The organism is Bacillus cereus group sp. BfR-BA-01381, from assembly GCF_022663555.1.
Classification (GTDB): Bacteria; Bacillota; Bacilli; order Bacillales; family Bacillaceae_G; genus Bacillus_A; species Bacillus_A pacificus.
This window is the reverse complement of record NZ_JAKUFR010000053.1, coordinates 1-26,106: the sequence shown is the minus strand read 5'-3', so window position 1 is coordinate 26,106 and position 26,106 is coordinate 1. Positions and strand designations below refer to the sequence as shown.

Genomic DNA, 26,106 nt, shown 5'->3' with positions numbered 1-26,106 from the left:
AGACATATCGACTTACCGACACATAACGACAAAATAAGAGCCCTCTAATCATATAGAGGGCTCTTATTTTATCCAGCTACAGCGGATTCCGCTTTCATTTCACCCAACCGAGCAGCATTTCCCGCACGAATTTGCTTGCTGCGACTGGTGTTTGATCACTATGGTCGTAGACAGGAGCTACTTCTACTAAGTCCGCTCCAACTACATTTATATTTGAATTTGCAATTGCTACGATGGAATCTAATAATTCTTTAGATGTGATACCACCAGCTTCTAACGTTCCTGTTCCTGGAGCGTGAGCTGGGTCTAATACATCAATGTCGATTGTGACATAGACTGGGCGTCCTGCAAGTTTCGGTAATACTTCTTTTAACGGTTCTAATACGTCAAATTTATATAAGTTCATACCTACTTCTTTCGCCCATTCAAATTCTTCCTTCATTCCAGAACGAATTCCGAAAGAATATACGTTTTCCGGACCAATTAAATCACACACTTTACGAATTGGTGTAGAGTGGGATAAAGGCTCCCCTTCATACGATTCACGTAAATCAGTATGAGCATCCATATGGATGATTGCTAAATCCGGATATTTTTTTGCCATTGCCTTAAAAATTGGCCAAGACACTAAGTGCTCACCGCCGAGACCTAGTGGAAACTTATCGGCATCTAAAAGTTTTGATACATATTCTTCAATCATGTCTAAGCTGCGTTGTGCGTTTCCGAATGGTAATGGGATATCACCCGCATCAAAATATTTTACCTCTTCTAGTTCACGATCTAAATACGGACTATATTCTTCAAGACCGATTGATACTTCACGAATACGTGCAGGGCCAAAACGAGATCCTGGACGGTAACTTACTGTCCAATCCATAGGCATCCCATAAATAACTACTTTTGACTCTTCAAAACTTGGATGACTTTTAATAAATACTTTACCTGAATAAGCTTCATCAAAACGCATATTCTTTTCCTCCTTATGTGGAACTTAAGGTATCCCAACCTTTCATTATTTCTCAAATTTGGAGCGAGTTGCTCCTCTTTCTCGATTTACCGGGTCTTCTGTTTCATAAAAAGAAGACAATTTTCTTTACAGAAGTGTAAATAGCTAGCATGTTCAAGTCTTCTGGACAAACACCTTAAATGAGCTACTTACACTTTATTTGTTCCGTACGATTCTCTTACTTAATTAAATCGCCAACAAATTTCGGTAATGCGAATGCTGCATTGTGTAATTCTTTTGTGTAGTACTTCGTTTCGATTTCGTGGAAACGCTCTTCACTTACTTCTAATGGATCATGTTTTTTAGATCCGATTGTGAACGTCCAAAGACCACTTGGGTAAGTTGGAATGTTCGCTGTGTATAAACGAGTAATTGGGAAAATCTCTTTTACGTCTTTAAACACAGTTGTAATTAGTTCTGGTGTGAACCAAGGGTTGTCCGTTTGTGCAACGAAAATACCATCTTCTTTTAACGCTTTTGAAATTCCAGCGTAGAAGCCTTTTGTAAATAAGTTTACTGCTGGTCCTACTGGCTCAGTAGAATCTACCATAATTACGTCATATTCATTTTCGCTTTCTGCGATATGTAGGAAACCGTCTCCTACTTTTACTTCTACACGCTCATTATCTAACGCGCCTGCAATTGATGGTAAGTACTGTTTAGAGTACTCAATTACTTTTCCATCGATTTCAACAAGAGTTGCTTTCTTTACGCTTGGGTGTTTTAACACTTCACGAATAACACCGCCATCGCCGCCACCTACAACTAATACGTTTTCAGGGTTTGGATGTGTAAATAAAGGTACGTGCGCTACCATTTCATGATAAACGAACTCATCTTTTTCTGTTGTCATAACCATGCCATCTAAAATAAGCATGTTTCCGAACTCTTCCGTTTCAACCATATCAAGTTTTTGGAATTCTGTTTGCTCCGTATGTAATGTGCGGTTAATACGCGCCGTAATCCCAAAATGTTTTGTTTGTTTTTCAGTGAACCATAGTTCCATCGTACAATCACGCCTTTCAATGCAAATTTATAATAGGGACATCATTAATGTCCCCTAACAAAAATAAAACAAAACATCCAAAAAGTATAGTTAAAAGTACAAAAATACCGAAAATATATTTTAGTCAGAGGGTTCTAACATATACATGTAAAGAAAACCCTTTCTTAAGAAAGGGCTTTTGTCTCTACTTCTACCGGTTTTCGAATCGGAATTAAAATCATTACACAACCGACTAGCACAACAATTCCACCGACTAAAAACGGACTTTGCGGTGAAACAGTGTGGCCGATGATTCCTGATAAGATTGGAGCAATTGCGCCACCTAACCAACGAACGAAGTTATAAACACCAGATGTAACAGATCTTTCATAAGGTGAAATATCCATTACATAACTTGTAAATAATGCATTATTTAATCCTGATGCTAATCCTGATAGAACAATTAATACAATTTGTAACCACATAATTTTCACGAAGAATAGTGCAATTAAGAACAGCGCAAATACGAGTAAACTGCCTTTTAACAATGTTTTCGGCTCATATTTCCCTTCTAACTTATGTGCTAAAATTGCAGAACCGTAAGCTAACGCGAGTCCCCACCCACAAAATACAAATCCTAATTGAATAGCAGATAAATGCATAATAAGTGGTGAATATGCTAATACAACGAAAAATCCGTAGTAGTATAACATTCCTGAAATGGCGCCTTGCATAAACGGTTTATACTTCACCAGGTTAAGTAATTCTCCCACGCCTGCCGCTTTACGCTTCACTTTTCGCTCTGGTTCTTTCACAAAAAAGAAAACTAAAATAAATGCTAAGAAAATTAAAATACTCGTCGCAAAAAATGGGTAACGCCAAGAATGTCCACCTAATATCCCGCCTAATAATGGTCCACCTGCCATTCCTAAACCGATAGCTGCTTCATATAACCCTACCGCTTCATGAACTTCTTTGCTTAATGCAATCAATAAAGTCATCGCCGTTGCGAAGAACATCGCATTCCCTAATCCCCATCCAGCGCGGAAAAGAGATAACTGAGCAATCGTTTGCGATATACCGCATATAAACGCAAATACAGTCACGATTGCAAGACCGATTGTCATCATCCGTTTATCACCAAATCTCGATGCAAATATTCCAGCTGGTAACATCATAATTGCCATCGTCAAAATATACGCTGTAAATAACATCTCTACTTGCCAATGCGATGCACCAATCTTTTCAGCAATAATCGGCAAAATTGGGTCGACTACCCCTATACCTGAAAAGGCAAGGAAAGTAGCCAACACTGTAATCAATCTCCCTAGTTTTTGTTTGCTCTCCATTTTGATTACTCTCCTTTTGTATTCTCTAAAAATGTCACTGCACGATGTAAGCTGTCTTCAAGTTCTCCCTTTACACGCTGCATTTGCTCCATTTTCTCGTCTAGCGTTTGCACTTGTTTTTCAAGCATCTCTTTAATTTCTTGAATCACTTCACGATCACGGGGATTCTCACTATTTCTTCTTTGCTCCATTCTTTCTTTTAACGATAAAAAATGTTGCATTTCTTGAAGCGTAATCCCTAACACTTCTTTCGCTTCCACAATTCTTTTAATTCTAGCGATATCTTCGTCTGTATACAGGCGAATGTTCCCCTCACTACGTTCTGGGGGATGAATTAAACCAATTTCCTCATAATAACGAAGTGTACGTTTTGTTAAACCAACTTGCTTTGTGACTTCATCAATCTTATACATGTTTATTCCTCCCTTCACTCGATTATTACATTTTACGTTAACGTTAACTTTTGTGCAACTGTTAGACTTTTGTAAATGTTTGTCATATTAAATTGTATTTTTTCAAAAGCAGTTTCATAATGAAAGAAAAGAAACGATAAGGAGAATTTCACATGAGTAAACCACTTATTTTCGCTCATCGCGGCGTAAAAGGAACACATCCAGAAAATACGATGATTGCCTTCCAAGAAGCTGAACGCATTGGCGCCCACGGAATTGAACTTGATGTCCACCTATCAAAAGATGGTGAACTTGTCGTGATTCACGATGAAACAGTCGATCGTACAACAAATGGCATGGGTCTTGTTTCTGAAAAAACGGTAGAAGAGTTACAAGCTTTAGATGCCGGCAGCCATAAAGATCCTTCTTTCCATGAAGCAAAAATCCCAACGTTACGAGAAGTATTTATTTGGTTATCTACAACAAGCTTACAACTCAATATTGAATTAAAAACAGACGTGATTCACTATCCAAACATTGAAGAAAAAGTTGTTGCTCTCGTTCGAGAATATCATCTTTCTAATCAAATTGTATTCTCTTCATTTAATCACGACTCTGTTTCATTATTAGCAGAAATAGCTCCTGAAATCCCAAGAGCAATTTTATATGACACACCACTTGCTGATCCTATCGCTGAAGCACAAACTAGAGAAGCAACTGGTTTACATCCAAACTTTGAGCTACTAACAAAGGAATTTGTTCAACTCACGCAAAAACAAGGGTATGTTTTCCGTCCTTATACAATTAACGAATACAAAGATTTACAAACTATGATTGATTATGGCGTAGATGTCATTATTACCGATTGGCCAGCACGTGCATTTGAGCTCCTTTCTTAATTGAAGGAGCTCTTTATTTTCGAAATTTCATTGTTTAAAATAATCGAAAACCCTCAATACTAATACAATAATGTTTGTATGAATGAGGGGCTGAAAAAGATGGATCAAACTATGAATCCGAAACTTAAAAAATATAAACGTCTTTTCTTCACCGTAATGTTTTCTTCTGTTCTTTTTTTCGTTTTTTCCTTTTTTGTTATTATTATAGTTGCAAAAATTATGGGACCTCCTCCTGTCGCTGTCCCGCAAACAAGTGTCTTTTATGCTAATGATGACACTGTTATAGGACAAAGTAATGAGATGCAAAAACGATACAATGTATCTCTCAATGAAATTTCTCCTTATGTAAAAGAGGCAACACTTTCTATCGAAGATCAAAGATTCTACAAACATCATGGCTTTGATATGAAGCGTATCGCTGGTGCCATTGTTGCTGATTTAAAAGCGATGGCAAAAGTCCAAGGCGCTAGTACGATTACACAACAGTATGCCCGTAACCTATACTTAGATCATGATAAAACGTGGAAACGTAAACTATTAGAAGCAATGTACACAATCCGTCTTGAAGTGAATTATAATAAAAATCATATTTTAGAAGGATATTTAAATACAATTTATTACGGGCATGGTGCTTATGGAATCGAAGCTGCGTCCCGTCTATATTTTGATAAAACAGCAAAAGAATTAACATTAGCGGAAGCTAGTATGCTTGCAGGTATACCAAAAGGACCTAGTGTCTACTCTCCCTTTTTAAAAGAAGATCGTGCGAAAGAACGACAATCTCTTATATTAGATGAAATGGTAGAACAAGGTTATATTACGAAGAAACAAGCAGCTTCAGCAAAGAAAGAATCACTAACTTTCGCTTCATTAGATACGAAAAAAGTCGCAGAGGTCGCGCCTTATTTCCAAGATGCTGTACAAGCTTCTCTTCTTCGTGATATCGGATTAGATGAGCAAGCCTTACAAAAAGGCGGCTTGCGTATTTATACAACGCTAGACCCGAAATTACAATCGGTTGCAGAGCAAGCTGTAAAAAACCACATACCTGACACGACAAACATACAAACTGCGCTCGTCTCTATGAATCCAAAAACAGGGGAAGTAGCTGCCCTTGTTGGTGGAACTGATTATAATACAAGTCAATTTAACAGGGCTACACAGGCCGCTCGCCAGCCCGGATCTACATTTAAGCCATTTCTATATTATGCGGCATTAGAACGAGGATTCACCCCTGCTACGCGCTTAAAAAGTGAATACACTGTGTTCACTTTAGGTGACGGTGTTTCAAAGTATAAACCGAAAAACTATAAAGACTATTATGCAGACGATTTTGTAACAATGGCGCAAGCTCTTGCGGTCTCTGATAACGTCTATGCCGTGAAAACCAATTTATTTTTAGGCGAAGACATTCTTACAAAAACGGCGAAGCAATTCGGCATTAAGAGTGCATTAAAAGACGTCCCTTCCCTCGCGCTCGGTACATCTCCTGTAAAACCAATTGAAATGGTTAACGCTTATAGCATGTTCGCAAACGGGGGAAAAGAAGTAAAACCTATTTTCATTCGCCGCATTATGGATCATGAAGGAAATATTTTATACGATGCTCATTTGGAGAGTAAACAAGTTCTTGATAAGAGCAAAGCATTTGTGATGGAAGAAATGATGACAGGCATGTTTAATAAAAAACTAAGCAGTTACGCTGCTGTAACTGGTCAATCAATGTTATCTAAACTATCAAGAACATATGCTGGAAAATCTGGCTCTACTGAAACAGATAGTTGGATGATTGGGTTTACCCCGCAACTCGTAACTGGCGTATGGGTTGGATATGATCAACCTAAATCAATTTCAAACGTAGCAGAACAAGGCTATGCAAAAAGAATATGGACCGATACGATGGAGAAAGGCTTAGATGGACAACCTAAAAAAGAGTTTAAACAACCAAGTGACGTCGTTGCAGTCGATATTAACCCTGAAAACGGGAAAATTGCTACAAAAAATTGCCCAATTTCAGTGAAGATGTATTTTGCAAAAGGTACAGAACCAACTGAATATTGTATGGATCACGTTGATGATAAAGAGGAATTTGAAAAGACAACTGAAGAAAAGAAAAAAACAAGTTGGTGGAAAAAATACCTTCCTTGGTAGAATATCCGGCTATTTCACTGAACGTGGAATAGCCTCCTTGTCGAATCGTTGATATATTTTCATACAACAAGCCAAAATAAAAAGGATGTCTCACTAGTCAACAATCGACTAGTGAGACATCCTTTTCTTTTATTCACTTAATAATGCACGGCGCAATTCTTCGCTAGATTCGTTCCAAATCGCTTCATTATGTTCTTTCAAGAATGTACCAAGTACTTTTTTAGATGATTCGTCCATATGGTCAACCATAATGTGACGCTTCAATGATTTATCCATTTTGTTTACGTGCTCTGGAAGTGACTTATATCCGCGGCGAATTTCACGGTCAACTGTCATTTCACAAGCTGTTACACCTGCATAATACGCACCTGTTGCTGTTCTTTCAATCGTTACCCACACAAGCCAGTATGGTTTTCCGTTTGGAACTTCATCTTTATTTGTTAAAAACTTAATACCTTTTTCTACTGTACTACGTGCATGCATCGCACCAATATCAACAAATGCTGTTTTCTCTAGTACATCGACAAATACGGGTGAAATGTTTTCTAGGCTTAATGCCCCAACGCCAAAACCACCATGTCCATCCGTTGAATCATTTTTCACGATATTAAAACCGATTTTTTTCTTTTTCTCTGTCATATGTAAAGTCCTCCTCACTTAATGATTATAAAAGGCCAAAGATAGGCGCAATAATACTGTTTAAAAATGCAAATACATATGGAATAACAACACTAAAAATAGGTTGGATTGTGTAATTGCTAAGCGGTGTAATTACTAGAATTAATAAAGCAATTGCCCCGTATTTTTCATACTGTGTCATTTTCGCACGAATATTTGTTGGTGCTAAATCCTCCACTACGCGATATCCATCAAGTGGCGGGATTGGTAATAAGTTAAAGACAAGTAAAACAATATTCAACATAATAAAAATCTGGAAAAATTGAGCTAGCGTATCTGCTACTGCAAATGGAATTGAGTCTAATACACCAAATGTTAATAAGCTATACCAAATAATTAAACCGATTGCGCTTAAAATTAAGTTACTAATCGGTCCTGCAATTGAAACTAATATCCCTGCAAGACGAGGTCTTTTAAAGTTATATGGGTTAACAGGAACTGGTCTCGCCCAACCGAAACCAAGAATTAATACAGCAATCATCCCGATAGGATCTAAATGTGCCATCGGTGATAAAGTTAAGCGCCCTTGTCTCTTTGCTGTATCGTCTCCAAATTTATATGCTACATATGCATGCGCAAATTCATGCACTGATAACGCAATAATAATGGCCATTGCTACCAAAGGAATTTGGTGCAACGGGTATCTAAATAACTGATCCATGTTTCATCTCCTCTTCCATATGTCAAAAAAAGAAATTATTTGTTTTTTCGATTGTTCTTCCACATAATCCGCTATAATAAGAGTGTAACTTACATAAAAGGAGCGATTATATATGCCATACGTAACAGTGAAAATGTTAGAAGGACGCACAGAGGAACAAAAGAAAGCTCTTGCTGAGAAAGTAACAGCAGCAGTAAGCGAAACAACTGGTGCTCCTGAAGAAAACATCGTTGTTTTCATCGAAGAAATGTCTAAAAACCATTATGCAGTTGGCGGAAAACGCTTAAGCGACAAATAATTTCAAGTTTTTTCATAAGAAGCAGCACTTAGCTGCTTCTTATTTCTTTCCTTCTAACAACTCAATAATTCTCTCTTTATATTTTCCTTTTCTTCCATCTTCATAGATTAAATCATGCGGGTAGAATAGCTTTTGATCCCTTCTCTTCTTACCAGTAATCGCCTCAACAATATCCGATTCACGTGAGAGCTCTCTAAGCTCTCCATTTGGCATAAGAAGTAAGATTGGCAGACGTTCTTCTTCTTCACCAGCACGATAAAAGTCATACGGTAAGTCTGATGTTGAATCAACTACTAAATAATATTCTGGATCAAGTCCAATCTTTTTGAATAAACTACTTAATTCCATCCAATTATCTAAACCGTGCTTATCTGTAAACTCTACATATTTAAATAGGTTTCGATTCATAAAACGACGGCATAGATCGCTTAAAATTGGATCTTCTTCGTCCTGCCATACTTGGAAGTAATAATACATAACGTTCTCGTCTAACTTTAAATAATCCTCTACTGTCACTTCTTCTTCAAATAAAGAATAGAAATGAACAGGGTGATTTTTAAATGTATAATACTTCTCATGCAATGATTTTGCACGGTGTAAAATCTTCGTTAAAATAACTTCAGCACTGCGCGTTACCGGATGGAAATATACTTGCCAATACATTTGATAACGACTCATAATATAATGCTCAACAGCATGCATACCACTATTCTTAATGACTACTTGATTCCCGTACGGACGCATAACACGCAGTATACGTTCCATATCAAAGTTCCCATATTTTACGCCAGTAAAGTACGCATCCCTTAATAAATAGTCCATGCGATCTGCATCAATTTGACTAGAAATCATGCTAATCGCTAATTTATTAGTAGATGTTTTCGCAATTACATCGGCTACCTTTTGTGGGAAATCTTTATCCACACGACTTAATACGCGATTAATTTCCGTATCTCCAACGATAATCTTTTGCGTAAATTTCTCATGGTCTAATGAAAATACTTTTTCAAACGAATGAGAAAATGGACCGTGACCGACATCATGAAGTAATGCCGCACATAAACATAACAATCTATCTTCAGCATTCCAATTCGGTCTGCCATCAAACACATCATCAATCATACGACGAATAATTTCATATACACCTAACGAATGAGTAAAGCGACTATGCTCTGCACCGTGAAATGTAAAAAATGTCGTTCCAAGCTGCTTAATACGGCGTAAGCGTTGAAATTCTTTCGTTCCGATTAAATCCCAAATAACACGATCGCGCACGTGCACATATTTATGTACCGGGTCTTTAAACACTTTTGTTTCGCTGAGTTTGTCGTTTAAATATACCACCTTCCGACATCCCCCTTTCTTTACTGCATTCTTACTATATATTATAAACGAAATAGGAAACAGAAAGAAATGAAAGACTATATTAATTGCCCTTATATAAAGAAAAAACCACTTTTACCGGAGTAAAAGTGGTTTTTTTCACACATTATTTCCCTAAAACGAACTCAGCAACTTCATCTAAGATCATTTCTTTACCTAGCGGGAAGTAACCTTTGTTTAAGTCCTCGTTTTTAATCGTAAATACGTGGTTATTTTTAACAGCGTTCATATTTTTCCAAATTGATTCTTCTTGGAATTCTTTTAGACGCTGAGAACCGTCACCAGTCGTAAATACGAATAAGTAATCTGGGTTGTAATCAATTAAAGCTTCTTTTTGTACTTGTACTAACGCTTTATCAGTTGGTGTACCTTTAACCGCTGGTAATTTTAAATCTTTAAAGATTACACTACCGTAACCGTAATCACCGTATACACGGAAAGCATTTGGATATGCAGCCATTTTCATGAATTTAGCATCGCCAGTTTTCGCAACGATTTTATCATGTAATTTGCTTGCTTTTTCATCATACTGTTTGAACCATTCTTTTGTTTCTTTTTCTTTACCGAAGATTTGGCCTACTTCTTCGAATTTTGGACGCCATTGGTCTAATGGAGTTTTTAACATAACTGTTGGTGCAATTTTAGATAATTGATCATAAATCTTTTCTTGACGATCGTTTACAAGAATTAAGTCTGGTTTTGCAGCAGCTACTGCTTCGATATTAATTTTATCGCCCCAAGCAGAGCCAACTGGTTTAACGTCTTTTAATTTATTTGCAATATGTGCATCAATTTTTTCTTGCGATGTATTAGCAGTAATAATTGGTTTCATACCAAAAATTAATAATTCTTCTGTTGAACCACTAAGGTCAGCAATTTTCTTTGGATTTGCAGGGATTTTAATTTCCCCTTTTGCATGTTGTACAGTGCGCTCTTCAGTCTTCGCATCTTTCGCATCTGCTTTTTTCTCTTCTTTGTTAGAACAAGCTGCAAATAGTACAGAAGTAACGACTAGTACCATTGCTAATAACGCCATTTTAAAATTCTTCATGTTTCCACTCCTTCTAGCTGTATTTCTCTTATAAGTTACAGTGAACTATAAGAAACAAGGTTAACAATTAATCAATATATATTTATTAATTGTTGTTTATGCCCCGTTCTAACGGGTGTTCAACTTCCTATTTACTAATAAGAAGCTCAACGTCCATTAGAAGCCCCCCTCTTTACGAGGGGGATTCTACTTATGCCTTTTTACGCAATTGATTACTAATCATCGCTAAATCATATGTTAAACAAATTGGTTTACAGTTTACTGGACATGGAACGATTTGAGCTTCAATCTCAAATACACTGCGAAGTGTTTCACTCGTCATTACTTCGTCTGGCGTTCCTTGTTTCATTAACTTACCAGCTTTTAATGCAATCATATGATCTGAGAAACGAGAAGCATGGTTTAAGTCATGGATAACCATAACAATCGTTCTACCTTCTTCTTCGTTTAACTTTTTCAATAAGTTTAATACTTCTAATTGATGAGCCATATCTAAGTACGTTGTCGGTTCATCTAATACAAGTAATTCCGTCCCTTGTGCAAGAGCCATCGCAATCCATACGCGTTGGCGTTGCCCACCTGATAACGCCTCTGCTGGACGATTTGCGAATTCTGTCATTCCCGTCACTTCAAGTGCCCAATGAATGTAGCGATAATCCTCTTCTTTCAACGTTCCAAATCCTTTTTGATGAGGAAAGCGCCCATATGAAACGAGTTCAAATACAGTAAGGCCCGTTGGCACTTCTGCAGTCTGTGGTAAAATTGCCATTTTCTTTGCGATTTCTTTCGTTGGTTGTTTCTCGATTGCTTTTCCGTCAAGATAAACAGTACCTTTTTTCGCCTTCAAAATACGAGAAGCCGTTTTTAATAATGTGGACTTCCCACAACCATTTGGTCCAATAATTGTTGTAATTTTCCCTTCCGGAATTTCAACTGTTAATCCATCAATAATTAACCCTTCATTATAGCCAACAGATACCGCATCAACTGCTAAAGTTGCCATACAAAAAGCCTCCCTTTATTTTGTCCTCATAAGTAGGTATATGAAATACGGTGCACCAATTACAGAAATAACAAGACCGACCGGTATTTCTGAAGTTGTTAACACACTTCTTGAAATTACGTCTGCGAATAAAAGTAAAAACGTCCCTATTAGTGCAGCGGTAGGCAGCATAATTTGATGTTTACCACCAACAAGGCGCCTCGCTAAATGCGGAGCCATTAAACCGATAAAACCAATTCCTCCGGCAACAGCAACAGATGCACCAGCTAAACAAACTGCAATAAATAATAATTTACGTCTTTCTTTTTCTACATTTACACCAAGGCCAACTGCTGTGGAGTCGCCTAGGTTCATTACGTTTAATATGTGAGCCTTACTAATAGCAAGTGGCAAGAAAATAACCATCCATGGAAGTACACTTAGTACAAACTTCCAATCTGTGCCCCATAGACTTCCTGCTAACCAAATCGTAGCAAAACGGAAATCGTTAGATGTCATCTTCATAGAAAAAATTAAACTAACAGCACCAAACCCAGCTGCAACAGCGATACCGACAAGTATTAATCTCGTTGATGAAACGCCGTCTTTCCATGCTAATAAATAAATAATAACAGCTGCTAATATCGCTCCAACTAGTGCGAAGAACGGAAGAATGAATACAGATAAAAATGTACCAGTTCCTACCTTCCCGAAGAAAAAGTAGACAAAGATAACAACTGTTAATCCCGCTCCAGCGTTAATACCGATAATACCTGGATCAGCAAGTGGATTTCGTGATAACCCTTGCAAAATTGCACCTGACATAGCTAAAGCAGATCCAACTAGTATAGCAATGACCATACGTGGCATACGGAATTCAAATAAAATAACAGACTGATCTTCAGCCCCGAGTCCAACCAATGACTTTAATACGTCCATTGGGGGTATTTTAAATGTCCCTGTATTTAAACTCACTAAAAATACAGTAACGATTAATCCTACTAAAATTGTTAAAACAGAAACGTTCTTTTTTGTTAAGACACTTGTCCTCACATTTTTCCTCTCCCTTCGTTACGTGCTAAGTAGAGGAAGAATGGAACCCCAATTAGCGCTGTAATTGCTCCAATTGGCGTTTCAAACGGCGGATTAATAACGCGAGATAACATATCTGCACATTCAATTAACAGCCCGCCTAAGACCGCAGAACATGGAATAACCCATCTATAGTCTGAGCCTACAAGGAAACGAGTCATATGTGGGATGACAAGACCAACAAATCCAACCGATCCTGCCATAGAAACTGCCGAACCTGTTAACACAAGAACAAGTACTGTCCCGATAAATTTAATTAATGTCGTATTTTGACCAAGTCCAATCGCAATTTCTTCACCGAAGCTTAAAATTGTAATATACCTCGACATCATAATTGCAATGAAGAGACAAACTAGACCAATCGGTACTAACATATTAATACTTTCCCATTTCACGCCAGCAACTCCGCCTGCATTCCACATACTCACCTCTTGGGCAAGATTGAAATATAGCGCAATTCCAGATGAAATGGCCCCTAATAAAGCACTAATTGCTGCACCTGCTAAAGCTAATTTCACAGGTGTTAATCCACCTGGTGAAGAAGATCCAATTCCATATACAATGCTCGCTCCAAACGCAGCACCAATAAAAGATGCGATAACGAACATTAAATAAGGTGAATTAGGGAAGAATGCATACATAATTGCAATTCCAAATACAGCCCCATCTGTAATCCCCATTAACGACGGTGATGCAAGTGGATTTCGCGTCATACCTTGCATAATTGCTCCTGATACCGCTAAAAAGGCACCTGCAACTACGCCCCCTATTGCTCTAGGCATGCGAAGTTCTTGAATTACATTATGATGCGTAATAGAACCGTCAAACTGAAATACAGCTTGCCATACAGTCTTTAAACTAATATCTGCAGCACCAAACGAAATAGACAATGCCATGCTTAAAGCTAACAAAATTGTACCTGCTACTAAAATAATAGAAGCAATGAGCGGCCTGCTCTTAATCTCTTTAACATTCACATCTTGCTGTTCTATACTCCTTGCGCTCGCTTCCATCCCTCAACCATCCTAACCAACAACATATGTTTAATTTAATGAAATGAAATTTATTCTCAAATAGCAATAAAAAAAATTAAATGAATCGGCCTTTTTCTGATAATGATTCTCAGAATCAGACACCTTCTATTCTACCTATCGCTTCAAAAGACTGTCAACCATTATTTTGAAATACAATTTCATATAGGTCGAGACCTTAATAAATAGATAATGCCTATCTGTCATTAATCACCAGTTAAGCTTTCTCAGAATAGATTCTTCCTCTTATGGGCATAAAAAAAGAAGAGTAATCTGTTCACTCTTCTTTTCCTTACTTATTTAACTTTGCCTCAATTTTTACAATTAATTCGTCTTCTGTTGGCGCTGCAACTGGACGATTATTTACAAATGCGAATGATTTTTTACGGCCAGGGCCACAGTAAGACTGACATCCAACTTCAATCGTTGCACATGAATCTACTTTTTTTAGCTTTGGAATCAACGTTTTAACGTTCGTTGCCTGACAATCATCACACACACGAAATTCGTTTCCCATTATATAACACTTCCTCTATTTTAAACTTTTCTCAAGTACATTTAAAAATAAACACTAAATGGTATTTTACCGTTCTTTGAAGCTCGTTGCAAGTTTCCTTTCGACGCTCTTTCCTCATATAATGCTACATATTTATATGTTCTCCTACAGCACCTTCCGTCATTCTTGGCAAAATTTATCCCGCTTTAATGGGCAGTAAGATCCCCACCTCAAAATTCAGCGAAAGCAAAGAAGTTAGGCGGGGGATGAAGAACCTCCCCACTGATTAAAGTTTCACTTTATACCTTTCATCGAAATCTACCATATTTTTAAAAGCTTTGTATAAAAGCTCACTTTTTTGCCCATTATAAAAATAGGAAGTTCATAAAAAGAAAGGGAGTTGAATCTATGAAAGTAAGACAAGATGCTTGGACAGATGAGGATGATTTATTACTTGCTGAAACTGTACTTCGTCACGTTCGAGAAGGAAGTACCCAATTAAATGCATTTGAAGAAGTAGGAGACAGATTAAATCGTACATCGGCTGCCTGTGGTTTCCGTTGGAATGCTGTTGTTCGCTATAGCTATGAACAAGCTCTTCAACTAGCAAAAAAACATCGTAAAGATAAAATGCGTGCTGCAAGTGGTGAACAAGCGAAAAAACGTTTACTTTATACACCACCAGCTTCAGATTCGATAACTAATTATGAAGAGTTCGTACAAGAGGAATCAATTGTACAATATAAAGAAGCTACTCCATATCAAGAAACTACCGTTCCTGCTGCAAAGGGCTCTATGACAATGCAAGATGTTATTTATTTTTTACAAACAGTCGGATCTTCAAATATAAAAGTGACAGCTCTTGAAAACGAGAATACGAGATTGAAACAAGAAATTAAATCACAAATCCTTCGAAATGAAGAACTAGAAAAGAAACTGGAAAAATTAGAAAAACAATCTCATACTGTACAAGAAGATTACGAAACACTTATGAACATTATGAACCGCGCTCGTAAGTTAGCAGTCATGGACGACGAAGAACGTTCTCAAACATCTTTCCGAATGGATCGAAACGGTAATTTAGAAAAAATTGCAGAGTAAAAAGGATGCATGTAATGCATCCTTTTTATTATTTCACCTTTAAACTTTCCCTTTATATGTGAGGAAACTCCATTCTTCATTTTTTGCTATAATAGAGATTGTCATTTTAAAGATAAGGGGTTAGTTATATGAGCAATTCCCGTTCCATTTTATCTCAGCCAGAGTGGCGTATTGTAGATCAGTCTAGTTTGGGACCAACATTCCATGCATTGCAGTCATTCGCAATGGACGACACATTATGCACAAGTATAGGAAATAGCCAATCAGCTGCAACAATGCGCTCTTGGGTTCATCACAATACAATTGTTCTTGGCATTCAAGATTCACGCCTACCACACTTGGAACAAGGTATTACCTTTTTAAAAGAAAACAACTTCAATGTTATCGTTCGTAATTCTGGCGGACTGGCAGTCGTACTTGATGAAGGTGTGTTAAACGTATCACTTTTATTCCAAGAGACCGAAAAAGGTATCGATATTGATCTTGGATACGATACAATGTGGCATTTAATTCAGGAAATGTTAAAAGATTACGATGTTACAATTGAGGCAAAAGAAATCGTTGGTTCTTACTGCCCTGGTAGCTACGATTTAAGTATTCGCGATCAAAAATTTGCTGGTATTTCACAGCGCCGTATTCGCGGTGGTGTCGCTGTCCAAATTTATCTCTGTGCTACAGGAAGTGGCTCTGAACGTGCCGCACTCGTTCGTGATTTCTACAACCTAGCCATTCAAGGAGAAGAAACACGCTTTACGTACCCTGAAATTGTACCGAACACGATGGCTTCACTTTCAGAATTACTTGGCGAAACCATTACAGTGCAAGATTTAATGATGCGCCTTTTAAAAACACTGCAACAATTCGCTCCAAAGTTAACACCATCTCAATTAACAATAGATGAAATACCTTTATATGAGACGAATTTACAACGTATTATTGATCGTAACAATAAAGCACTTGGCTTAGAAAAATAAAGACCGTCGCTATTTTAGCGACGGTCTTTATTTCAATTCGTTATAGAATTAAAGTGCTTGAGCTGCTGTAATTAAAGCTAACTTGTACACTTCTTCTTCGTTACATCCACGAGATAGGTCGTTTACAGGCATGTTTAAACCTTGTAAGATTGGTCCTACTGCTTCGAAGTTACCTAAACGTTGAGCGATTTTGTAGCCAATATTACCAGCTTCTAAGCTTGGGAATACGAATACGTTAGCATCACCTTTAATTGTAGAACCTGGAGCTTTTTTCTCAGCTACAGATGGTACGAATGCAGCATCGAATTGGAATTCTCCATCTAAAGTTAATTCTGGAGCCATTTCTTTTGCAATGCGAGTTGCTTCTACAACTTTTTCTGTTTCTGGAGATTTCGCAGAACCTTTTGTAGAGAAGCTTAACATAGCAACGCGTGGATCAATGCCGAATAGTTCAGCAGTTTTCGCACTTTCGATACCAATTTCAGCTAAATCTTGGCTATTTGGTGCAATGTTAATTGCGCAATCAGCGAATACATATTTCTCTTCTTCACGTACCATGATGAATACGCCAGAAGTTTTTGTAACGCCTGGTTTTGTTTTAATGATTTGAAGTGCTGGACGAACTGTATCAGCTGTAGAATGAGCCGCACCACTTACTAAACCGTGTGCTTTGCCCATGTATACAAGCATTGTACCGAAGTAGTTTTCGTCTTTAAGGATTTTGCGAGCGTCTTCTTCAGTTGCTTTACCTTTACGGCGTTCAACGAAAGATGCTACCATTGCATCCATTTCTTCGTATGTAGCTGGGTCGTAAATATCAACGCCTGCTAATGTTAAATTCATGCTAGCAGCTTTTGCGCTAATTTCTTCTTTATTACCAACTAAGATTGGTTTTACTAACTCTTCTTTTGCTAAACGCTCTGCAGCGCCTAAAATTCTTTCATCAGTTCCTTCAGGAAGTACGATAGAAATGCCTTTTCCTTGAACTTTTTCTTTTACTGTTGTAAATAAGTTGCTCACGAATAAACCCTCCTACATATGTTAAAAAACTCTATCTTTAAGAATACTTCTTTTCCTCTATATTTTAAACTTATAGCTCCCAAAAAATAGATAAAATAAAAATGATTATATTTTCATAAAATTCAGCCGTTAGATTTACCTCGCTTAAACACTTAAATGTGACAATTTTATGCGCCAAGGTTTTATATAGATGATTTTAAAACTATATATGCTATAGTTAACGTGTAAAACTATCATTAACTGAGGTGAATAGAATGAGTGAAGCAACAACAACGTTAGATGGCTGGTATTGTTTACATGATTTACGTTCTATTGATTGGGCTGCATGGAAAACATTATCTAGCGACGAACGCGGACAAGCTGTGTCTGAATTTTTAAATGTCGTTGAAAAATGGAACGACGTAGCTACTGCAAAAAAGGGCAGTCACGCAATGTATACAGTTGTTGGCCAAAAAGCTGATATTATGCTTATGATTTTACGTCCAACAATGGAAGAGTTAAATGAAATTGAGACAGAATTGAATAAAACAACTTTAGCTGAATATATGGTTCCTGCATACTCTTACGTATCTGTTGTTGAACTAAGCAACTACCTTCCAGCTGATGAAGATCCATACCAAAATCCACAAATCTTAGCTCGCTTATATCCTGAGTTACCGAAAGCAAATCACATTTGCTTCTATCCAATGGACAAGCGTCGCCAAGGTGATGACAACTGGTACATGCTTCCGATGGAGGAACGTAAGAAAATGATGTACAGTCATAGTAAAATTGGTCGCCAGTACGCAGGTAAAGTACGCCAAGTTATTTCAGGATCTGTTGGATTCGACGATTTTGAGTGGGGCGTAACATTATTCGCTGACGATGTTCTTCAATTTAAAAAGCTTATATATGAAATGCGCTTCGATGAAGTAAGTGCTCGTTATGGTGAATTCGGAACATTTTTCGTCGGAAACATTTTACCAGACGAAAAGGTAGAGAAATTTTTACACATATAAATCGTGAAAAAGGAACGAAATTCGTTCCTTTTTTTATTCCCCTCTATATTTCTCCTCAAAAAAGTTCTTTTTTCCGTAAATTTGAACAAAAATCGACAAATTCCTTTTAAATACCTTACAAAATTGTAACCTTTCTATATCCAAATTTATGCTAAAATGGTACGAGCTATATGCTAATAACGATGCGAAGGTGATAATGTATATGAAGAAAATCTTGTCTATTTTACTAGTGTTTCTATTGTCAATTTCTTCCTTAGGAGTAACAACATCCCATGCGGAAGAAAAAATACACATTGAGGCAGCTGCTGCACTTCTATTTGATGCAGATACAGGAAAAATACTGCATGAACAAAATCCAGATGAATTACTAGCTATCGCTAGTATGTCAAAATTAATTGTTGTTTATGCCGTGTTAGAAGCAATTAAAGAAGGAAAAATCACTTGGGATACAAAGGTAAACATTTCCGATTACGCTTATGAAGTTTCACGTAATAATGAATTCTCTAACGTGCCGTTTGAAAAAGGACGTCAATATACTGTAAGAGAACTATATCATTCTATCGTTATCTTCTCTGCAAACGGATCTAGTATTGCCTTAGCAGAACTTCTTGCAGGAAGTGAGAAAAACTTCTTAAATCTTGCAAATGAACATGCAAAAAAACTAGGGTTAAAGAAATATAAATTTGTAAACGCTACTGGTTTAAATAACGCTGACTTAAAAGGAAAACATCCTGAGGGTACTGATCCAAATGCAGAAAACTCTATGTCAGCTCGCGATATGGGTATACTTTCAAAAGCAATGATTACAAAGTATCCAGAAATGCTAGAGGATACAAAACAAAGATTTAGAAACTTCCCAGATAATCATCCGAAACCAATTCGTATGGAAAACTGGAACTGGATGTTACCAGGAGCTGCTTTCGCTTATGAAGGTACCGATGGTTTAAAAACCGGAAGTTCTGATACGGCTGGATACGGATTTACTATTACTGCTAAACGTGGTGATGTACGTCTTATTTCGGTTATTATTAAAACAAAATCAATGGACGAGCGCTTCACAGAATCTCGTGAGTTAATCGAATACGGGTTTAATAACTTCGAAAAACAAAAACTAAAGGTCGATAAAAACAATACACTCTCTGTAGTACAAGGGAAAGAAGATCAAGTAACTGTTGCACCGGAAAAAGAAATAACCATAATTGCAAAAAAAGGTAGCAAAGACCCTTATAAAGTTGGAACTGAAGCAGATAAATCACTTGCTGAAGATGGTCATTTAGTTGCTCCTATTAAGAAAGGGGCCAAAGTAGGTTCGATTACTTTAGAATCAACTGATAAATATGGTTTCTTAGACGGTAGTAAAAGTATGAAAGTTACTGCAAAAACGACAGAAGAAGTTGAAAAAGCAAATTGGTTTGTGTTAACAATGCGCTCTATCGGTGATTTCTTCTCAAACTTATGGTCTAAAGTTTTTTAATAAAAAAGCTGGCTCACGCTAGCTTTTTTTTATTTTCCACTCCCAATGTAAAACTTCGTTTGGTTGTCATATCTGACCCTTTTTCCTCATACGTATGAACTAGTAATTGTTACACACTTCATCTAGAGATAAACCTCTTTCAAAAAGGTATTCCAAAAAGAGAGGTGACACATAATGGGCGTTATCGCGCATAACGAAGAAGATGTTAAGTTATTAGCTAGATTGATGCGTGCTGAAGCTGAAGGAGAAGGACAACAGGGGATGTTAATGGTAGGAAACGTTGGAGTAAATCGTGTCCGCGGGAATTGTTTAGACTTTAAAAATATTCGTAATTTACGTCAAATGGTGTATCAAAATCCTGGTGGTTTTGAGGCAACCCAAAAAGGTTATTTTTATCAACGTGCAAGGGAACAAGATATCGCATTAGCAAGGCGAACGATTCAAGGACAACGTTTTTGGCCTGCAAATTTTGCCTTATGGTTTTTTAGGCCTGAAGGTGCATGTCCACCAACTTGGTATAACCAGCAAAACTCTGGTCGCTTCAAAAAGCACTGCTTCTTCCAGCCAAATGCTGGGGATTGCCCTAGCATATATTAAGGAATGAAAACAAGGAGGGATTTTTGAATGGCACAGCAACAAAATCCGTATTACGGAACAGGTTTCTATCAACCATCTGGAACTTACGTACAACCGCAACAAATGACCCCACAGCAACAGCAACAACAGCAAGCAATGCAACAACAAGCTGCGCAAGCTCAATATGCTGTTTCTCAAGGTATGTTACCTCTAGAACAGTCATATATTGAAAATATTCTTCGCTTGAACAAGGGCAAGCAAGCCACAGTTGTAATGACTTATGAGCGTGGTAGTTCACTCGGTACACAATCCTATACAGGTATTATCGAAGCAGCTGGTCGTGATCATATTGTAATTAGTGAGCCAGAGTCAGGGAAACGTTATTTACTACTAATGATTTACTTAGATTATGTAGAATTCCCAGAAAGAATTACGTATTTGCCTGGTCAACAAGCAACTTATGCTCCAAGACCATAAAAAAGCTGGCATATGCCAGCTTTTGTTTTTTATAATCCCTTTACAACTGCAGTTCCGACTAAGATCCATGCCACAATAAACGCCACACCACCAAGAGGTGTAATTGGGCCAAAGAACTTAATACCTGTCGTACTTAATGCATACAAACTACCTGAAAACATAATAATTCCGGCTACCATAAGCCAGCCAGCAGTAGTTAAAAGTGATGATTGAATTTTATCCATCAATAAAGCAACTACAAATAGTCCGCCTGCATGAAACATTTGATATGTAACACCTGTTTTCCAGACTTCTAACATTTTTGCAGAAACTTTATTTTCTAAACCGTGTGCTCCGAAAGCCCCTAACGCAACAGATAGCCCCGCTGCAATACAACCTAGTAAAAAGAAAATTTTCATCTTAATTCCCCTTTTTTACTTTTATCATAAGCAATTTTTTCATATAAGCCAAACGATTTATCCTCTAAAAATCAAATAAAGAATTACCGTTTGCATCACTTTCTTTTATATATACTGGCTCATCAGAAACCGGTGCAATTGGTTGCATCGTGATTGGTTGTGATCCAATTATTTGTGATTGAATTTGTGGCTCTCTATACGTAGAAGATTCAACTGGCTCATCTAATAATAAATCACATAAAGCACGCACAACTAATACATGTTCTTTTGATTTTTGTCCTTCACTACTTTTTGCCTTTGCAATTTCATTCGCCATTTTATTTAAAATTTTATCACTCGATATTTGCATTCCTCGTCACCTCTTACTTTGTAGTTCTTTCTCAAATTGTCCCAGCTTCTCTACTGAACCAAATACTATTATCATATCATGTTCTTGCAGTTTTTCCTGCCCCGTTGGATTATGTATAACATTCCCATTTCTCAAAATCGCTAAAATTGTTACATCAAATTGATTTCTTACATCACTCTCTAGTAACGATTTACTAGCTAAAATAGAGCCTTCGCCGACTGCAATTTCTTCAATTACAAATGACTGCTCCACGCCATACAGTACTGTATCAATATAATGAACTGTTAACGGATTCGCAATACCTTTTGCAATATGAATCCCTGCCATACTAGATGGATTAATAACCTTATTTGCACCAGCCCTCTTTAATTTGTCTTCAGTTTCTGGTTTTTCTGCTCTTGCCACAATTTTAATTGCATCGTTTAATCCTCTTGCCGTTAACGTAATAAATACATTTTCAGCGTCATTTGCTACGATAGCAACTAAACCAGCTGCCTTTGAAATCCCAGCATGATGTAACACTTGGTCTTCTGTTGCATCTCCATGTACATATAAAAGTTTTTCCTTCTCTAATACGCTTTCATCCTTATCCACGACGACAAATGGAATTTTCTTTTCTTGCAATTCATGTACAACTTGAAGCCCTACTCTACCGCAACCACATACGATAATATGATTTTGTAACTGTGCTATTTGTTTATCCATCTTCTTCCTCCGTACTGCATGAAATAGGTTCCCTTCAATAATCATAGCTGCCACTACACCAATTGCATACGTAACAATACCGACTCCAACAGGAATAATAAGAAGTGCAAATACTTTCCCTGCCTGCGTTATAGGTACCGCATCTCCGTATCCAACCGTCAATACAGTAATCATCGTCATCCAAAATGCTTGAAACAAACTAATCTCTTCAATTGTCATAAATCCTAATGTTCCTAGCATTACGACAAAAGTCATACATATAACTGCTATCCATAATTGCTTACGTGCATTCATATCATGTTTCAACTCTTTTCTCTATCTACATCTTTGCCAGTGGAAATGAAATACATATATACTAGATACGGAATCTATGAAAGAGGTTGATATAATGAAAACATTTCTTTCCGCCTTACAATGGGCACTATTTATTTTAGCTGGGAGTCTTATTGTACCAATTAGCGTCGCAACTAGTTATGGCCTTGATGGCGCTGAAGCTATTGCATTCGTACAAAGAACATTATTTGTTCTTGGCTTTGCCGGTCTACTGCAAGCTATATTTGGACATAAACTTCCTATTCAAGAAGGTCCTGCTGGCCTTTGGTGGGGAATTTTCTCCCTTTACGCAAGTTTAGGTGTCGTATTATTTGGATCAAACAATGAGACACTTAAAGTTCTTCAATATGCTTTCTTATTAAGCGGTATCATTTGTATTATTCTTAGCGTTTTTGGACTTATTGATAAACTCGTTCGCTATTTTACACCGACAGTCATTGGAACGTACTTATTTCTTCTTGTTGCACAACTTAGTGGTTCCTTCTTAAAAGGAATGTTCGGTCTTGATGGAAAACATACAGAAGTACAACCTAACGTATTTATTCTTTCACTCATTGTTATTTTACTATCCTTTTTCATCATGAAGCTACCTATTATCGGACAATATTCTGTTCTTTTCAGTATCGTTTGCGGCTGGATATTATTCGCATGCTTTGGATTATCTAATCCAATAACACCAGTGACAGACATAATCCGTTTTCCATCCTTATTTGTTTTCGGAATGCCTCGTGTTGAATGGAACATGGTAATTACGGTCATTTTCGTTACACTCTTACTTCTAACAAATATGTTAGCAAGTATTCGTGTTGTGCAAAAGGTTGTCTCTAAATATGAAGAAAATGCTGCATCAGATCGTTTTAAACAGGCCGGTATTATAACAGGAATCAATCAATTACTAGGCGGCCTGTTTTCGGCTATCGGACCTGTCGCTATTTCTGGATCAGCAGGTTTTATTGCAACGACTAATATTTATAAACGCCTCCCATTTATATTAGGGTCAAGCTTTATTATTGTCGTTAGTATATTCCCAAAGGTCACTTCATTCTTTGCGGCAATCCCAGTTGCAGTTGGTTATGCTGCCATTTATCCTGTATTTGCAAGCATGATCGGTCTTGCCTTTCGGGAATACGAAACGGTACAGGATAAAGAACGATTATTTAAAGTAGCGGGTCTTTCAATCTTCACAGGAATTGGGGTTATGTTCGTTCCAGCAGGAGCATATTCCACGCTTCCACCATTTCTAGCTTCGTTCCTAAGTAATGGTCTCGTTCTTGGAGCTGTAATGGCAATCTTGCTAGAAATACTCTTTTCTCGTTCTACAGCAAAACAAGTATCGTAAATTGGAAAACTTCCATTATTGCACTCTACCTTTAGAGTTGTTACGATAAAGTGAAACTTTAATCAGTGGGGTTTTCTTCATCCCCCACTGATTATTAATTAATATGATGAGAAAAACACTCATAAAAATGAATCTACTTCTTTTCAAAGAGGTTCGATGTCTTACTATTATTCCTTGCATCTCCATGAACATATATTTGATTTAAATAAAGAAGGGACTTTTCAATATGACTTATAAAATGATTGTTTTAGATTTAGATGATACTTTATTACGTGACGACCATACTATTTCACCTCGCACGAAAGAAGCTCTAATGACTGCACAAGAACAAGGTGTAAAAGTTGTACTTGCTTCCGGACGTCCAACATTTGGTATGCGCAATGTAGCGAAAGAACTTCGTTTAGAAGAATACGGCAGTTTCATTCTATCTTTTAATGGCGCAAAAATTATTAACTGTAAAACAAACGAAGAAATCTTTAGTAGTACGCTATCTCCTGAAATCGTTCACAACCTATTTGAAATTAGTAAAACTGAAGATGTATGGATTCATACTTATATTGGCGATGATATCGTAACAGAAGAAAATAATCCTTATACTGAAATTGAGGGCGATATTACTGGTATGCCAATTGTTGTTGTAGATGACTTTAAGGCTGCTGTTAAAGAGCCAGTAGTAAAAGTATTAATGAATAAAGAGGCTGAACGCCTTGTTGAAGTAGAATCAAAACTACAAAAACAACTAGAAGGACAATTAAGCGTTATGCGTTCTAAACCATTCTTCTTAGAATTTACTGAAGCTGGTGTTACAAAAGGAACGAGCTTAAACCAACTGATTCAAAAACTTGGCATTAAGCGCGAAGAAGTTATCGCAATGGGCGATAGCTATAATGACCAAGCAATGATCGAATTCGCTGGTCTTGGTGTTGCAATGGGCAATGCACCTGATGATATTAAAAAAATTGCAAACTATGTAACAGATACAAATATGAACGATGGTGTAGCAAAGGTTGTAGAGAAGTTCGTACTAAAAAAAGAAGCACTTGTTTAATATTTCCACTCATAAAACCTATTTGAAGTCAAACACTTCAAATAGGTTTTTATTTAAATTACCATGCTTTTGTGACTATATTTTGAACTTTGCACTATTCTCGTAGTGTAAACTTTCTTTTTGTATATAATGAAACAAAATAGACTATTTTATTTCGAAAAAGAATACAAATTTACTATAAACAAGCATATGTTAAGGGAGGCCATTTTACATGTTATCTACACCAATCGGACGATTAAGAGCAATTGGACTTATTGAGGGGATTTCTTTCCTACTACTATTATTTGTAGCAATGCCATTAAAATATTTCGCAGGATTTGCAACAGCTGTTAAAATTACAGGCATGGCTCACGGTGTTTTATTTATTTTATTTATCTTCGCAGTAATTCAAGTAACAATCGTACACCGTAAATCAATTTTATGGGCACTTGGGGCATTCGTTTCATCGGTTATCCCATTTGGTACATTTGTACTAGATGCAAAATTAAAAAACGAGCAACAATAATGAAAAGGTAGTTAACGGCTGTTAACTACCTTTTTTATTTACAAATTTGGAATTTCCCAATCAATTACTCTTTCGCCCATCTTAGCTAAAATCGTATTTACTTTAGAATATGGCTTACTACCAAAGAAACCACGTCTTGCCGATAATGGGCTTGGATGTACAGATTCGATAATATGATGATTCGGATTCGTAATTAACTTCTTCTTTGCCTGCGCATGGCGCCCCCACAATATGAAAATAACTGGCTTTTCACGTTCGTTCAACAGTTCAATCACACGATCTGTGAAATGCTCCCATCCTTTTCCCTTATGAGAATTTGCTTCGCCTTGACGAACTGTTAATACGGTATTTAGTA

At 37.0% G+C, this 26,106-nt stretch carries 29 protein-coding genes; 12 read left to right on the top strand and 17 right to left on the bottom strand.

Going from position 1 to position 26,106, the window contains the following annotated elements; translation table 11 throughout:
* Positions 1 to 94: 94 nt before the first annotated feature.
* From speB to MR079_RS18000, 4 genes are all read right to left on the bottom strand, one after another.
* A complete protein-coding gene (gene speB / locus MR079_RS18015; RefSeq protein ID WP_001209831.1) occupies positions 95 to 967 on the bottom strand; it encodes an agmatinase in 873 nt (290 codons plus the stop codon).
* 217 nt (positions 968 to 1,184) lie between these two features.
* Complete coding sequence (gene speE / locus MR079_RS18010; RefSeq protein WP_000424696.1) at positions 1,185 to 2,012, bottom strand: polyamine aminopropyltransferase; 828 nt, start codon at positions 2,010 to 2,012, stop codon at positions 1,185 to 1,187.
* Positions 2,013 to 2,176: 164 nt separating this feature from the next.
* A complete protein-coding gene (locus tag MR079_RS18005; RefSeq protein WP_242294386.1) occupies positions 2,177 to 3,340 on the bottom strand; it encodes an MFS transporter in 1,164 nt (387 codons plus the stop codon).
* A 5-nt stretch (positions 3,341 to 3,345) separates the two neighbouring features.
* Positions 3,346 to 3,753, bottom strand: a complete 408-nt coding sequence (locus tag MR079_RS18000) for a MerR family transcriptional regulator (RefSeq protein WP_000276568.1) — start codon at positions 3,751 to 3,753, stop codon at positions 3,346 to 3,348.
* A gap of 152 nt (positions 3,754 to 3,905) precedes the next feature.
* Here MR079_RS18000 and MR079_RS17995 point away from each other — a divergent pair, with 152 nt between their 5' ends.
* Positions 3,906 to 4,631, top strand: coding sequence for a glycerophosphodiester phosphodiesterase (locus tag MR079_RS17995; RefSeq protein WP_139868535.1), 726 nt, complete (start codon positions 3,906 to 3,908; stop codon positions 4,629 to 4,631).
* 99 nt (positions 4,632 to 4,730) lie between these two features.
* Positions 4,731 to 6,782 (top strand): transglycosylase domain-containing protein, encoded by a 2,052-nt coding sequence (locus MR079_RS17990; RefSeq protein ID WP_139868537.1) that lies wholly within the window; start codon positions 4,731 to 4,733, stop codon positions 6,780 to 6,782.
* Between the two features lie 129 nt (positions 6,783 to 6,911).
* Here the strand turns inward: MR079_RS17990 and MR079_RS17985 are convergent, their stop codons facing one another.
* The gene (locus MR079_RS17985; protein ID WP_000136687.1) at positions 6,912 to 7,421 is read right to left on the bottom strand and encodes a YwhD family protein; all 510 of its coding nucleotides are present in this window, start codon (positions 7,419 to 7,421) and stop codon (positions 6,912 to 6,914) included.
* 25 nt (positions 7,422 to 7,446) lie between these two features.
* The gene (locus tag MR079_RS17980) at positions 7,447 to 8,121 is read right to left on the bottom strand and encodes a site-2 protease family protein (protein WP_061184162.1); all 675 of its coding nucleotides are present in this window, start codon (positions 8,119 to 8,121) and stop codon (positions 7,447 to 7,449) included.
* Between the two features lie 112 nt (positions 8,122 to 8,233).
* On the opposite strand from MR079_RS17980, the gene MR079_RS17975 reads away from it, so the two are divergent.
* Complete coding sequence (locus MR079_RS17975) at positions 8,234 to 8,419, top strand: 2-hydroxymuconate tautomerase (protein WP_001147171.1); 186 nt, start codon at positions 8,234 to 8,236, stop codon at positions 8,417 to 8,419.
* Between the two features lie 39 nt (positions 8,420 to 8,458).
* On the opposite strand, the gene MR079_RS17970 is transcribed toward MR079_RS17975, so the two are convergent.
* The 6 genes from MR079_RS17970 to MR079_RS17945 form a co-directional block, all read right to left on the bottom strand.
* Positions 8,459 to 9,763 (bottom strand): HD domain-containing protein, encoded by a 1,305-nt coding sequence (locus tag MR079_RS17970; protein WP_000262739.1) that lies wholly within the window; start codon positions 9,761 to 9,763, stop codon positions 8,459 to 8,461.
* A gap of 145 nt (positions 9,764 to 9,908) precedes the next feature.
* Entirely contained in the window at positions 9,909 to 10,853 is a 945-nt protein-coding gene (locus tag MR079_RS17965) for an ABC transporter substrate-binding protein (RefSeq protein WP_000787735.1), read from the bottom strand.
* 190 nt (positions 10,854 to 11,043) lie between these two features.
* Positions 11,044 to 11,856 carry an ABC transporter ATP-binding protein gene (locus MR079_RS17960; RefSeq protein WP_000212064.1) on the bottom strand — a complete coding sequence of 271 codons (813 nt, stop codon included), beginning with the start codon at positions 11,854 to 11,856 and terminating at the stop codon, positions 11,044 to 11,046.
* Positions 11,857 to 11,871: 15 nt separating this feature from the next.
* Positions 11,872 to 12,888 (bottom strand): FecCD family ABC transporter permease, encoded by a 1,017-nt coding sequence (locus tag MR079_RS17955; protein ID WP_001260777.1) that lies wholly within the window; start codon positions 12,886 to 12,888, stop codon positions 11,872 to 11,874.
* A complete protein-coding gene (locus MR079_RS17950) occupies positions 12,885 to 13,940 on the bottom strand; it encodes a FecCD family ABC transporter permease (protein ID WP_000388276.1) in 1,056 nt (351 codons plus the stop codon). Before MR079_RS17950 ends, MR079_RS17955 begins: the two co-directional genes overlap by 4 nt.
* 310 nt (positions 13,941 to 14,250) lie before the next feature.
* Positions 14,251 to 14,475 (bottom strand): YuzB family protein, encoded by a 225-nt coding sequence (locus tag MR079_RS17945; protein WP_000526077.1) that lies wholly within the window; start codon positions 14,473 to 14,475, stop codon positions 14,251 to 14,253.
* Positions 14,476 to 14,862: 387 nt separating this feature from the next.
* Between MR079_RS17945 and MR079_RS17940 the strand changes: the two genes are divergently transcribed.
* Positions 14,863 to 15,555, top strand: a complete 693-nt coding sequence (locus MR079_RS17940) for an RsfA family transcriptional regulator (protein ID WP_000868372.1) — start codon at positions 14,863 to 14,865, stop codon at positions 15,553 to 15,555.
* A 128-nt stretch (positions 15,556 to 15,683) separates the two neighbouring features.
* Positions 15,684 to 16,529, top strand: a complete 846-nt coding sequence (gene lipL / locus MR079_RS17935; protein ID WP_139868539.1) for an octanoyl-[GcvH]:protein N-octanoyltransferase — start codon at positions 15,684 to 15,686, stop codon at positions 16,527 to 16,529.
* Positions 16,530 to 16,577: 48 nt separating this feature from the next.
* Here lipL and pta read toward each other — a convergent pair whose 3' ends face one another.
* A complete protein-coding gene (gene pta / locus MR079_RS17930; protein WP_000067215.1) occupies positions 16,578 to 17,549 on the bottom strand; it encodes a phosphate acetyltransferase in 972 nt (323 codons plus the stop codon).
* A gap of 254 nt (positions 17,550 to 17,803) precedes the next feature.
* Here pta and hemQ point away from each other — a divergent pair, with 254 nt between their 5' ends.
* From hemQ to gerQ, 4 genes are all read left to right on the top strand, one after another.
* The gene (hemQ, locus tag MR079_RS17925; protein ID WP_139868541.1) at positions 17,804 to 18,547 is read left to right on the top strand and encodes a hydrogen peroxide-dependent heme synthase; all 744 of its coding nucleotides are present in this window, start codon (positions 17,804 to 17,806) and stop codon (positions 18,545 to 18,547) included.
* A gap of 196 nt (positions 18,548 to 18,743) precedes the next feature.
* Positions 18,744 to 20,021, top strand: coding sequence for a serine hydrolase (locus MR079_RS17920; RefSeq protein ID WP_242294385.1), 1,278 nt, complete (start codon positions 18,744 to 18,746; stop codon positions 20,019 to 20,021).
* A gap of 174 nt (positions 20,022 to 20,195) precedes the next feature.
* Positions 20,196 to 20,618 (top strand): cell wall hydrolase CwlJ, encoded by a 423-nt coding sequence (cwlJ, locus tag MR079_RS17915; protein WP_000538151.1) that lies wholly within the window; start codon positions 20,196 to 20,198, stop codon positions 20,616 to 20,618.
* A 27-nt stretch (positions 20,619 to 20,645) separates the two neighbouring features.
* Positions 20,646 to 21,074 carry a spore coat protein GerQ gene (gerQ, locus tag MR079_RS17910; protein ID WP_000068646.1) on the top strand — a complete coding sequence of 143 codons (429 nt, stop codon included), beginning with the start codon at positions 20,646 to 20,648 and terminating at the stop codon, positions 21,072 to 21,074.
* 29 nt (positions 21,075 to 21,103) lie between these two features.
* On the opposite strand, the gene MR079_RS17905 is transcribed toward gerQ, so the two are convergent.
* The 3 genes from MR079_RS17905 to MR079_RS17895 all read right to left on the bottom strand — a co-directional run bounded on the left by MR079_RS17905 (position 21,104) and on the right by MR079_RS17895 (position 22,820).
* Positions 21,104 to 21,472, bottom strand: a complete 369-nt coding sequence (locus MR079_RS17905; RefSeq protein WP_000688322.1) for a DUF423 domain-containing protein — start codon at positions 21,470 to 21,472, stop codon at positions 21,104 to 21,106.
* Positions 21,473 to 21,536: 64 nt separating this feature from the next.
* On the bottom strand, positions 21,537 to 21,821 hold the full coding sequence (locus tag MR079_RS17900; RefSeq protein WP_016719032.1) for a YwdI family protein: 285 nt from the start codon (positions 21,819 to 21,821) through the stop codon (positions 21,537 to 21,539).
* 6 nt (positions 21,822 to 21,827) lie between these two features.
* Positions 21,828 to 22,820: a potassium channel family protein gene (locus MR079_RS17895; RefSeq protein WP_139868652.1), complete on the bottom strand. Its 993-nt coding sequence runs from the start codon at positions 22,818 to 22,820 to the stop codon at positions 21,828 to 21,830.
* A gap of 94 nt (positions 22,821 to 22,914) precedes the next feature.
* Here MR079_RS17895 and MR079_RS17890 point away from each other — a divergent pair, with 94 nt between their 5' ends.
* From MR079_RS17890 to MR079_RS17880, 3 genes are all read left to right on the top strand, one after another.
* Complete coding sequence (locus tag MR079_RS17890) at positions 22,915 to 24,198, top strand: purine/pyrimidine permease (RefSeq protein WP_139868545.1); 1,284 nt, start codon at positions 22,915 to 22,917, stop codon at positions 24,196 to 24,198.
* 226 nt (positions 24,199 to 24,424) lie between these two features.
* Positions 24,425 to 25,246, top strand: coding sequence for a Cof-type HAD-IIB family hydrolase (locus tag MR079_RS17885; protein ID WP_139868547.1), 822 nt, complete (start codon positions 24,425 to 24,427; stop codon positions 25,244 to 25,246).
* A gap of 211 nt (positions 25,247 to 25,457) precedes the next feature.
* On the top strand, positions 25,458 to 25,751 hold the full coding sequence (locus MR079_RS17880) for a DUF3817 domain-containing protein (RefSeq protein ID WP_000953390.1): 294 nt from the start codon (positions 25,458 to 25,460) through the stop codon (positions 25,749 to 25,751).
* Between the two features lie 38 nt (positions 25,752 to 25,789).
* Here the strand turns inward: MR079_RS17880 and MR079_RS17875 are convergent.
* Positions 25,790 to 26,106, bottom strand: a 317-nt coding sequence (locus tag MR079_RS17875; RefSeq protein ID WP_277933118.1) for a uracil-DNA glycosylase, incomplete at its 5' end; no start/stop codon positions are given.

What these genes read in the sequence shown, in the direction of transcription:
- speB (WP_001209831.1), bottom strand. Translation starts at nt 967, where the DNA reads ATGCGTTTTGATGAAGCTTATTCAGGTAAAGTATTTATTAAAAGTCAT.
- speE (WP_000424696.1), bottom strand. Translation starts at nt 2,012, where the DNA reads ATGGAACTATGGTTCACTGAAAAACAAACAAAACATTTTGGGATTACG.
- MR079_RS18005 (WP_242294386.1), bottom strand. Translation starts at nt 3,340, where the DNA reads ATGGAGAGCAAACAAAAACTAGGGAGATTGATTACAGTGTTGGCTACT.
- MR079_RS18000 (WP_000276568.1), bottom strand. Translation starts at nt 3,753, where the DNA reads ATGTATAAGATTGATGAAGTCACAAAGCAAGTTGGTTTAACAAAACGT.
- MR079_RS17995 (WP_139868535.1), top strand. Translation starts at nt 3,906, where the DNA reads ATGAGTAAACCACTTATTTTCGCTCATCGCGGCGTAAAAGGAACACAT.
- MR079_RS17990 (WP_139868537.1), top strand. Translation starts at nt 4,731, where the DNA reads ATGGATCAAACTATGAATCCGAAACTTAAAAAATATAAACGTCTTTTC.
- MR079_RS17985 (WP_000136687.1), bottom strand. Translation starts at nt 7,421, where the DNA reads ATGACAGAGAAAAAGAAAAAAATCGGTTTTAATATCGTGAAAAATGAT.
- MR079_RS17980 (WP_061184162.1), bottom strand. Translation starts at nt 8,121, where the DNA reads ATGGATCAGTTATTTAGATACCCGTTGCACCAAATTCCTTTGGTAGCA.
- MR079_RS17975 (WP_001147171.1), top strand. Translation starts at nt 8,234, where the DNA reads ATGCCATACGTAACAGTGAAAATGTTAGAAGGACGCACAGAGGAACAA.
- MR079_RS17965 (WP_000787735.1), bottom strand. Translation starts at nt 10,853, where the DNA reads ATGAAGAATTTTAAAATGGCGTTATTAGCAATGGTACTAGTCGTTACT.
- MR079_RS17960 (WP_000212064.1), bottom strand. Translation starts at nt 11,856, where the DNA reads ATGGCAACTTTAGCAGTTGATGCGGTATCTGTTGGCTATAATGAAGGG.
- MR079_RS17950 (WP_000388276.1), bottom strand. Translation starts at nt 13,940, where the DNA reads ATGGAAGCGAGCGCAAGGAGTATAGAACAGCAAGATGTGAATGTTAAA.
- MR079_RS17945 (WP_000526077.1), bottom strand. Translation starts at nt 14,475, where the DNA reads ATGGGAAACGAATTTCGTGTGTGTGATGATTGTCAGGCAACGAACGTT.
- MR079_RS17940 (WP_000868372.1), top strand. Translation starts at nt 14,863, where the DNA reads ATGAAAGTAAGACAAGATGCTTGGACAGATGAGGATGATTTATTACTT.
- lipL (WP_139868539.1), top strand. Translation starts at nt 15,684, where the DNA reads ATGAGCAATTCCCGTTCCATTTTATCTCAGCCAGAGTGGCGTATTGTA.
- hemQ (WP_139868541.1), top strand. Translation starts at nt 17,804, where the DNA reads ATGAGTGAAGCAACAACAACGTTAGATGGCTGGTATTGTTTACATGAT.
- MR079_RS17920 (WP_242294385.1), top strand. Translation starts at nt 18,744, where the DNA reads ATGTATATGAAGAAAATCTTGTCTATTTTACTAGTGTTTCTATTGTCA.
- cwlJ (WP_000538151.1), top strand. Translation starts at nt 20,196, where the DNA reads ATGGGCGTTATCGCGCATAACGAAGAAGATGTTAAGTTATTAGCTAGA.
- gerQ (WP_000068646.1), top strand. Translation starts at nt 20,646, where the DNA reads ATGGCACAGCAACAAAATCCGTATTACGGAACAGGTTTCTATCAACCA.
- MR079_RS17905 (WP_000688322.1), bottom strand. Translation starts at nt 21,472, where the DNA reads ATGAAAATTTTCTTTTTACTAGGTTGTATTGCAGCGGGGCTATCTGTT.
- MR079_RS17900 (WP_016719032.1), bottom strand. Translation starts at nt 21,821, where the DNA reads ATGCAAATATCGAGTGATAAAATTTTAAATAAAATGGCGAATGAAATT.
- MR079_RS17895 (WP_139868652.1), bottom strand. Translation starts at nt 22,820, where the DNA reads ATGAATGCACGTAAGCAATTATGGATAGCAGTTATATGTATGACTTTT.
- MR079_RS17890 (WP_139868545.1), top strand. Translation starts at nt 22,915, where the DNA reads ATGAAAACATTTCTTTCCGCCTTACAATGGGCACTATTTATTTTAGCT.
- MR079_RS17885 (WP_139868547.1), top strand. Translation starts at nt 24,425, where the DNA reads ATGACTTATAAAATGATTGTTTTAGATTTAGATGATACTTTATTACGT.
- MR079_RS17880 (WP_000953390.1), top strand. Translation starts at nt 25,458, where the DNA reads ATGTTATCTACACCAATCGGACGATTAAGAGCAATTGGACTTATTGAG.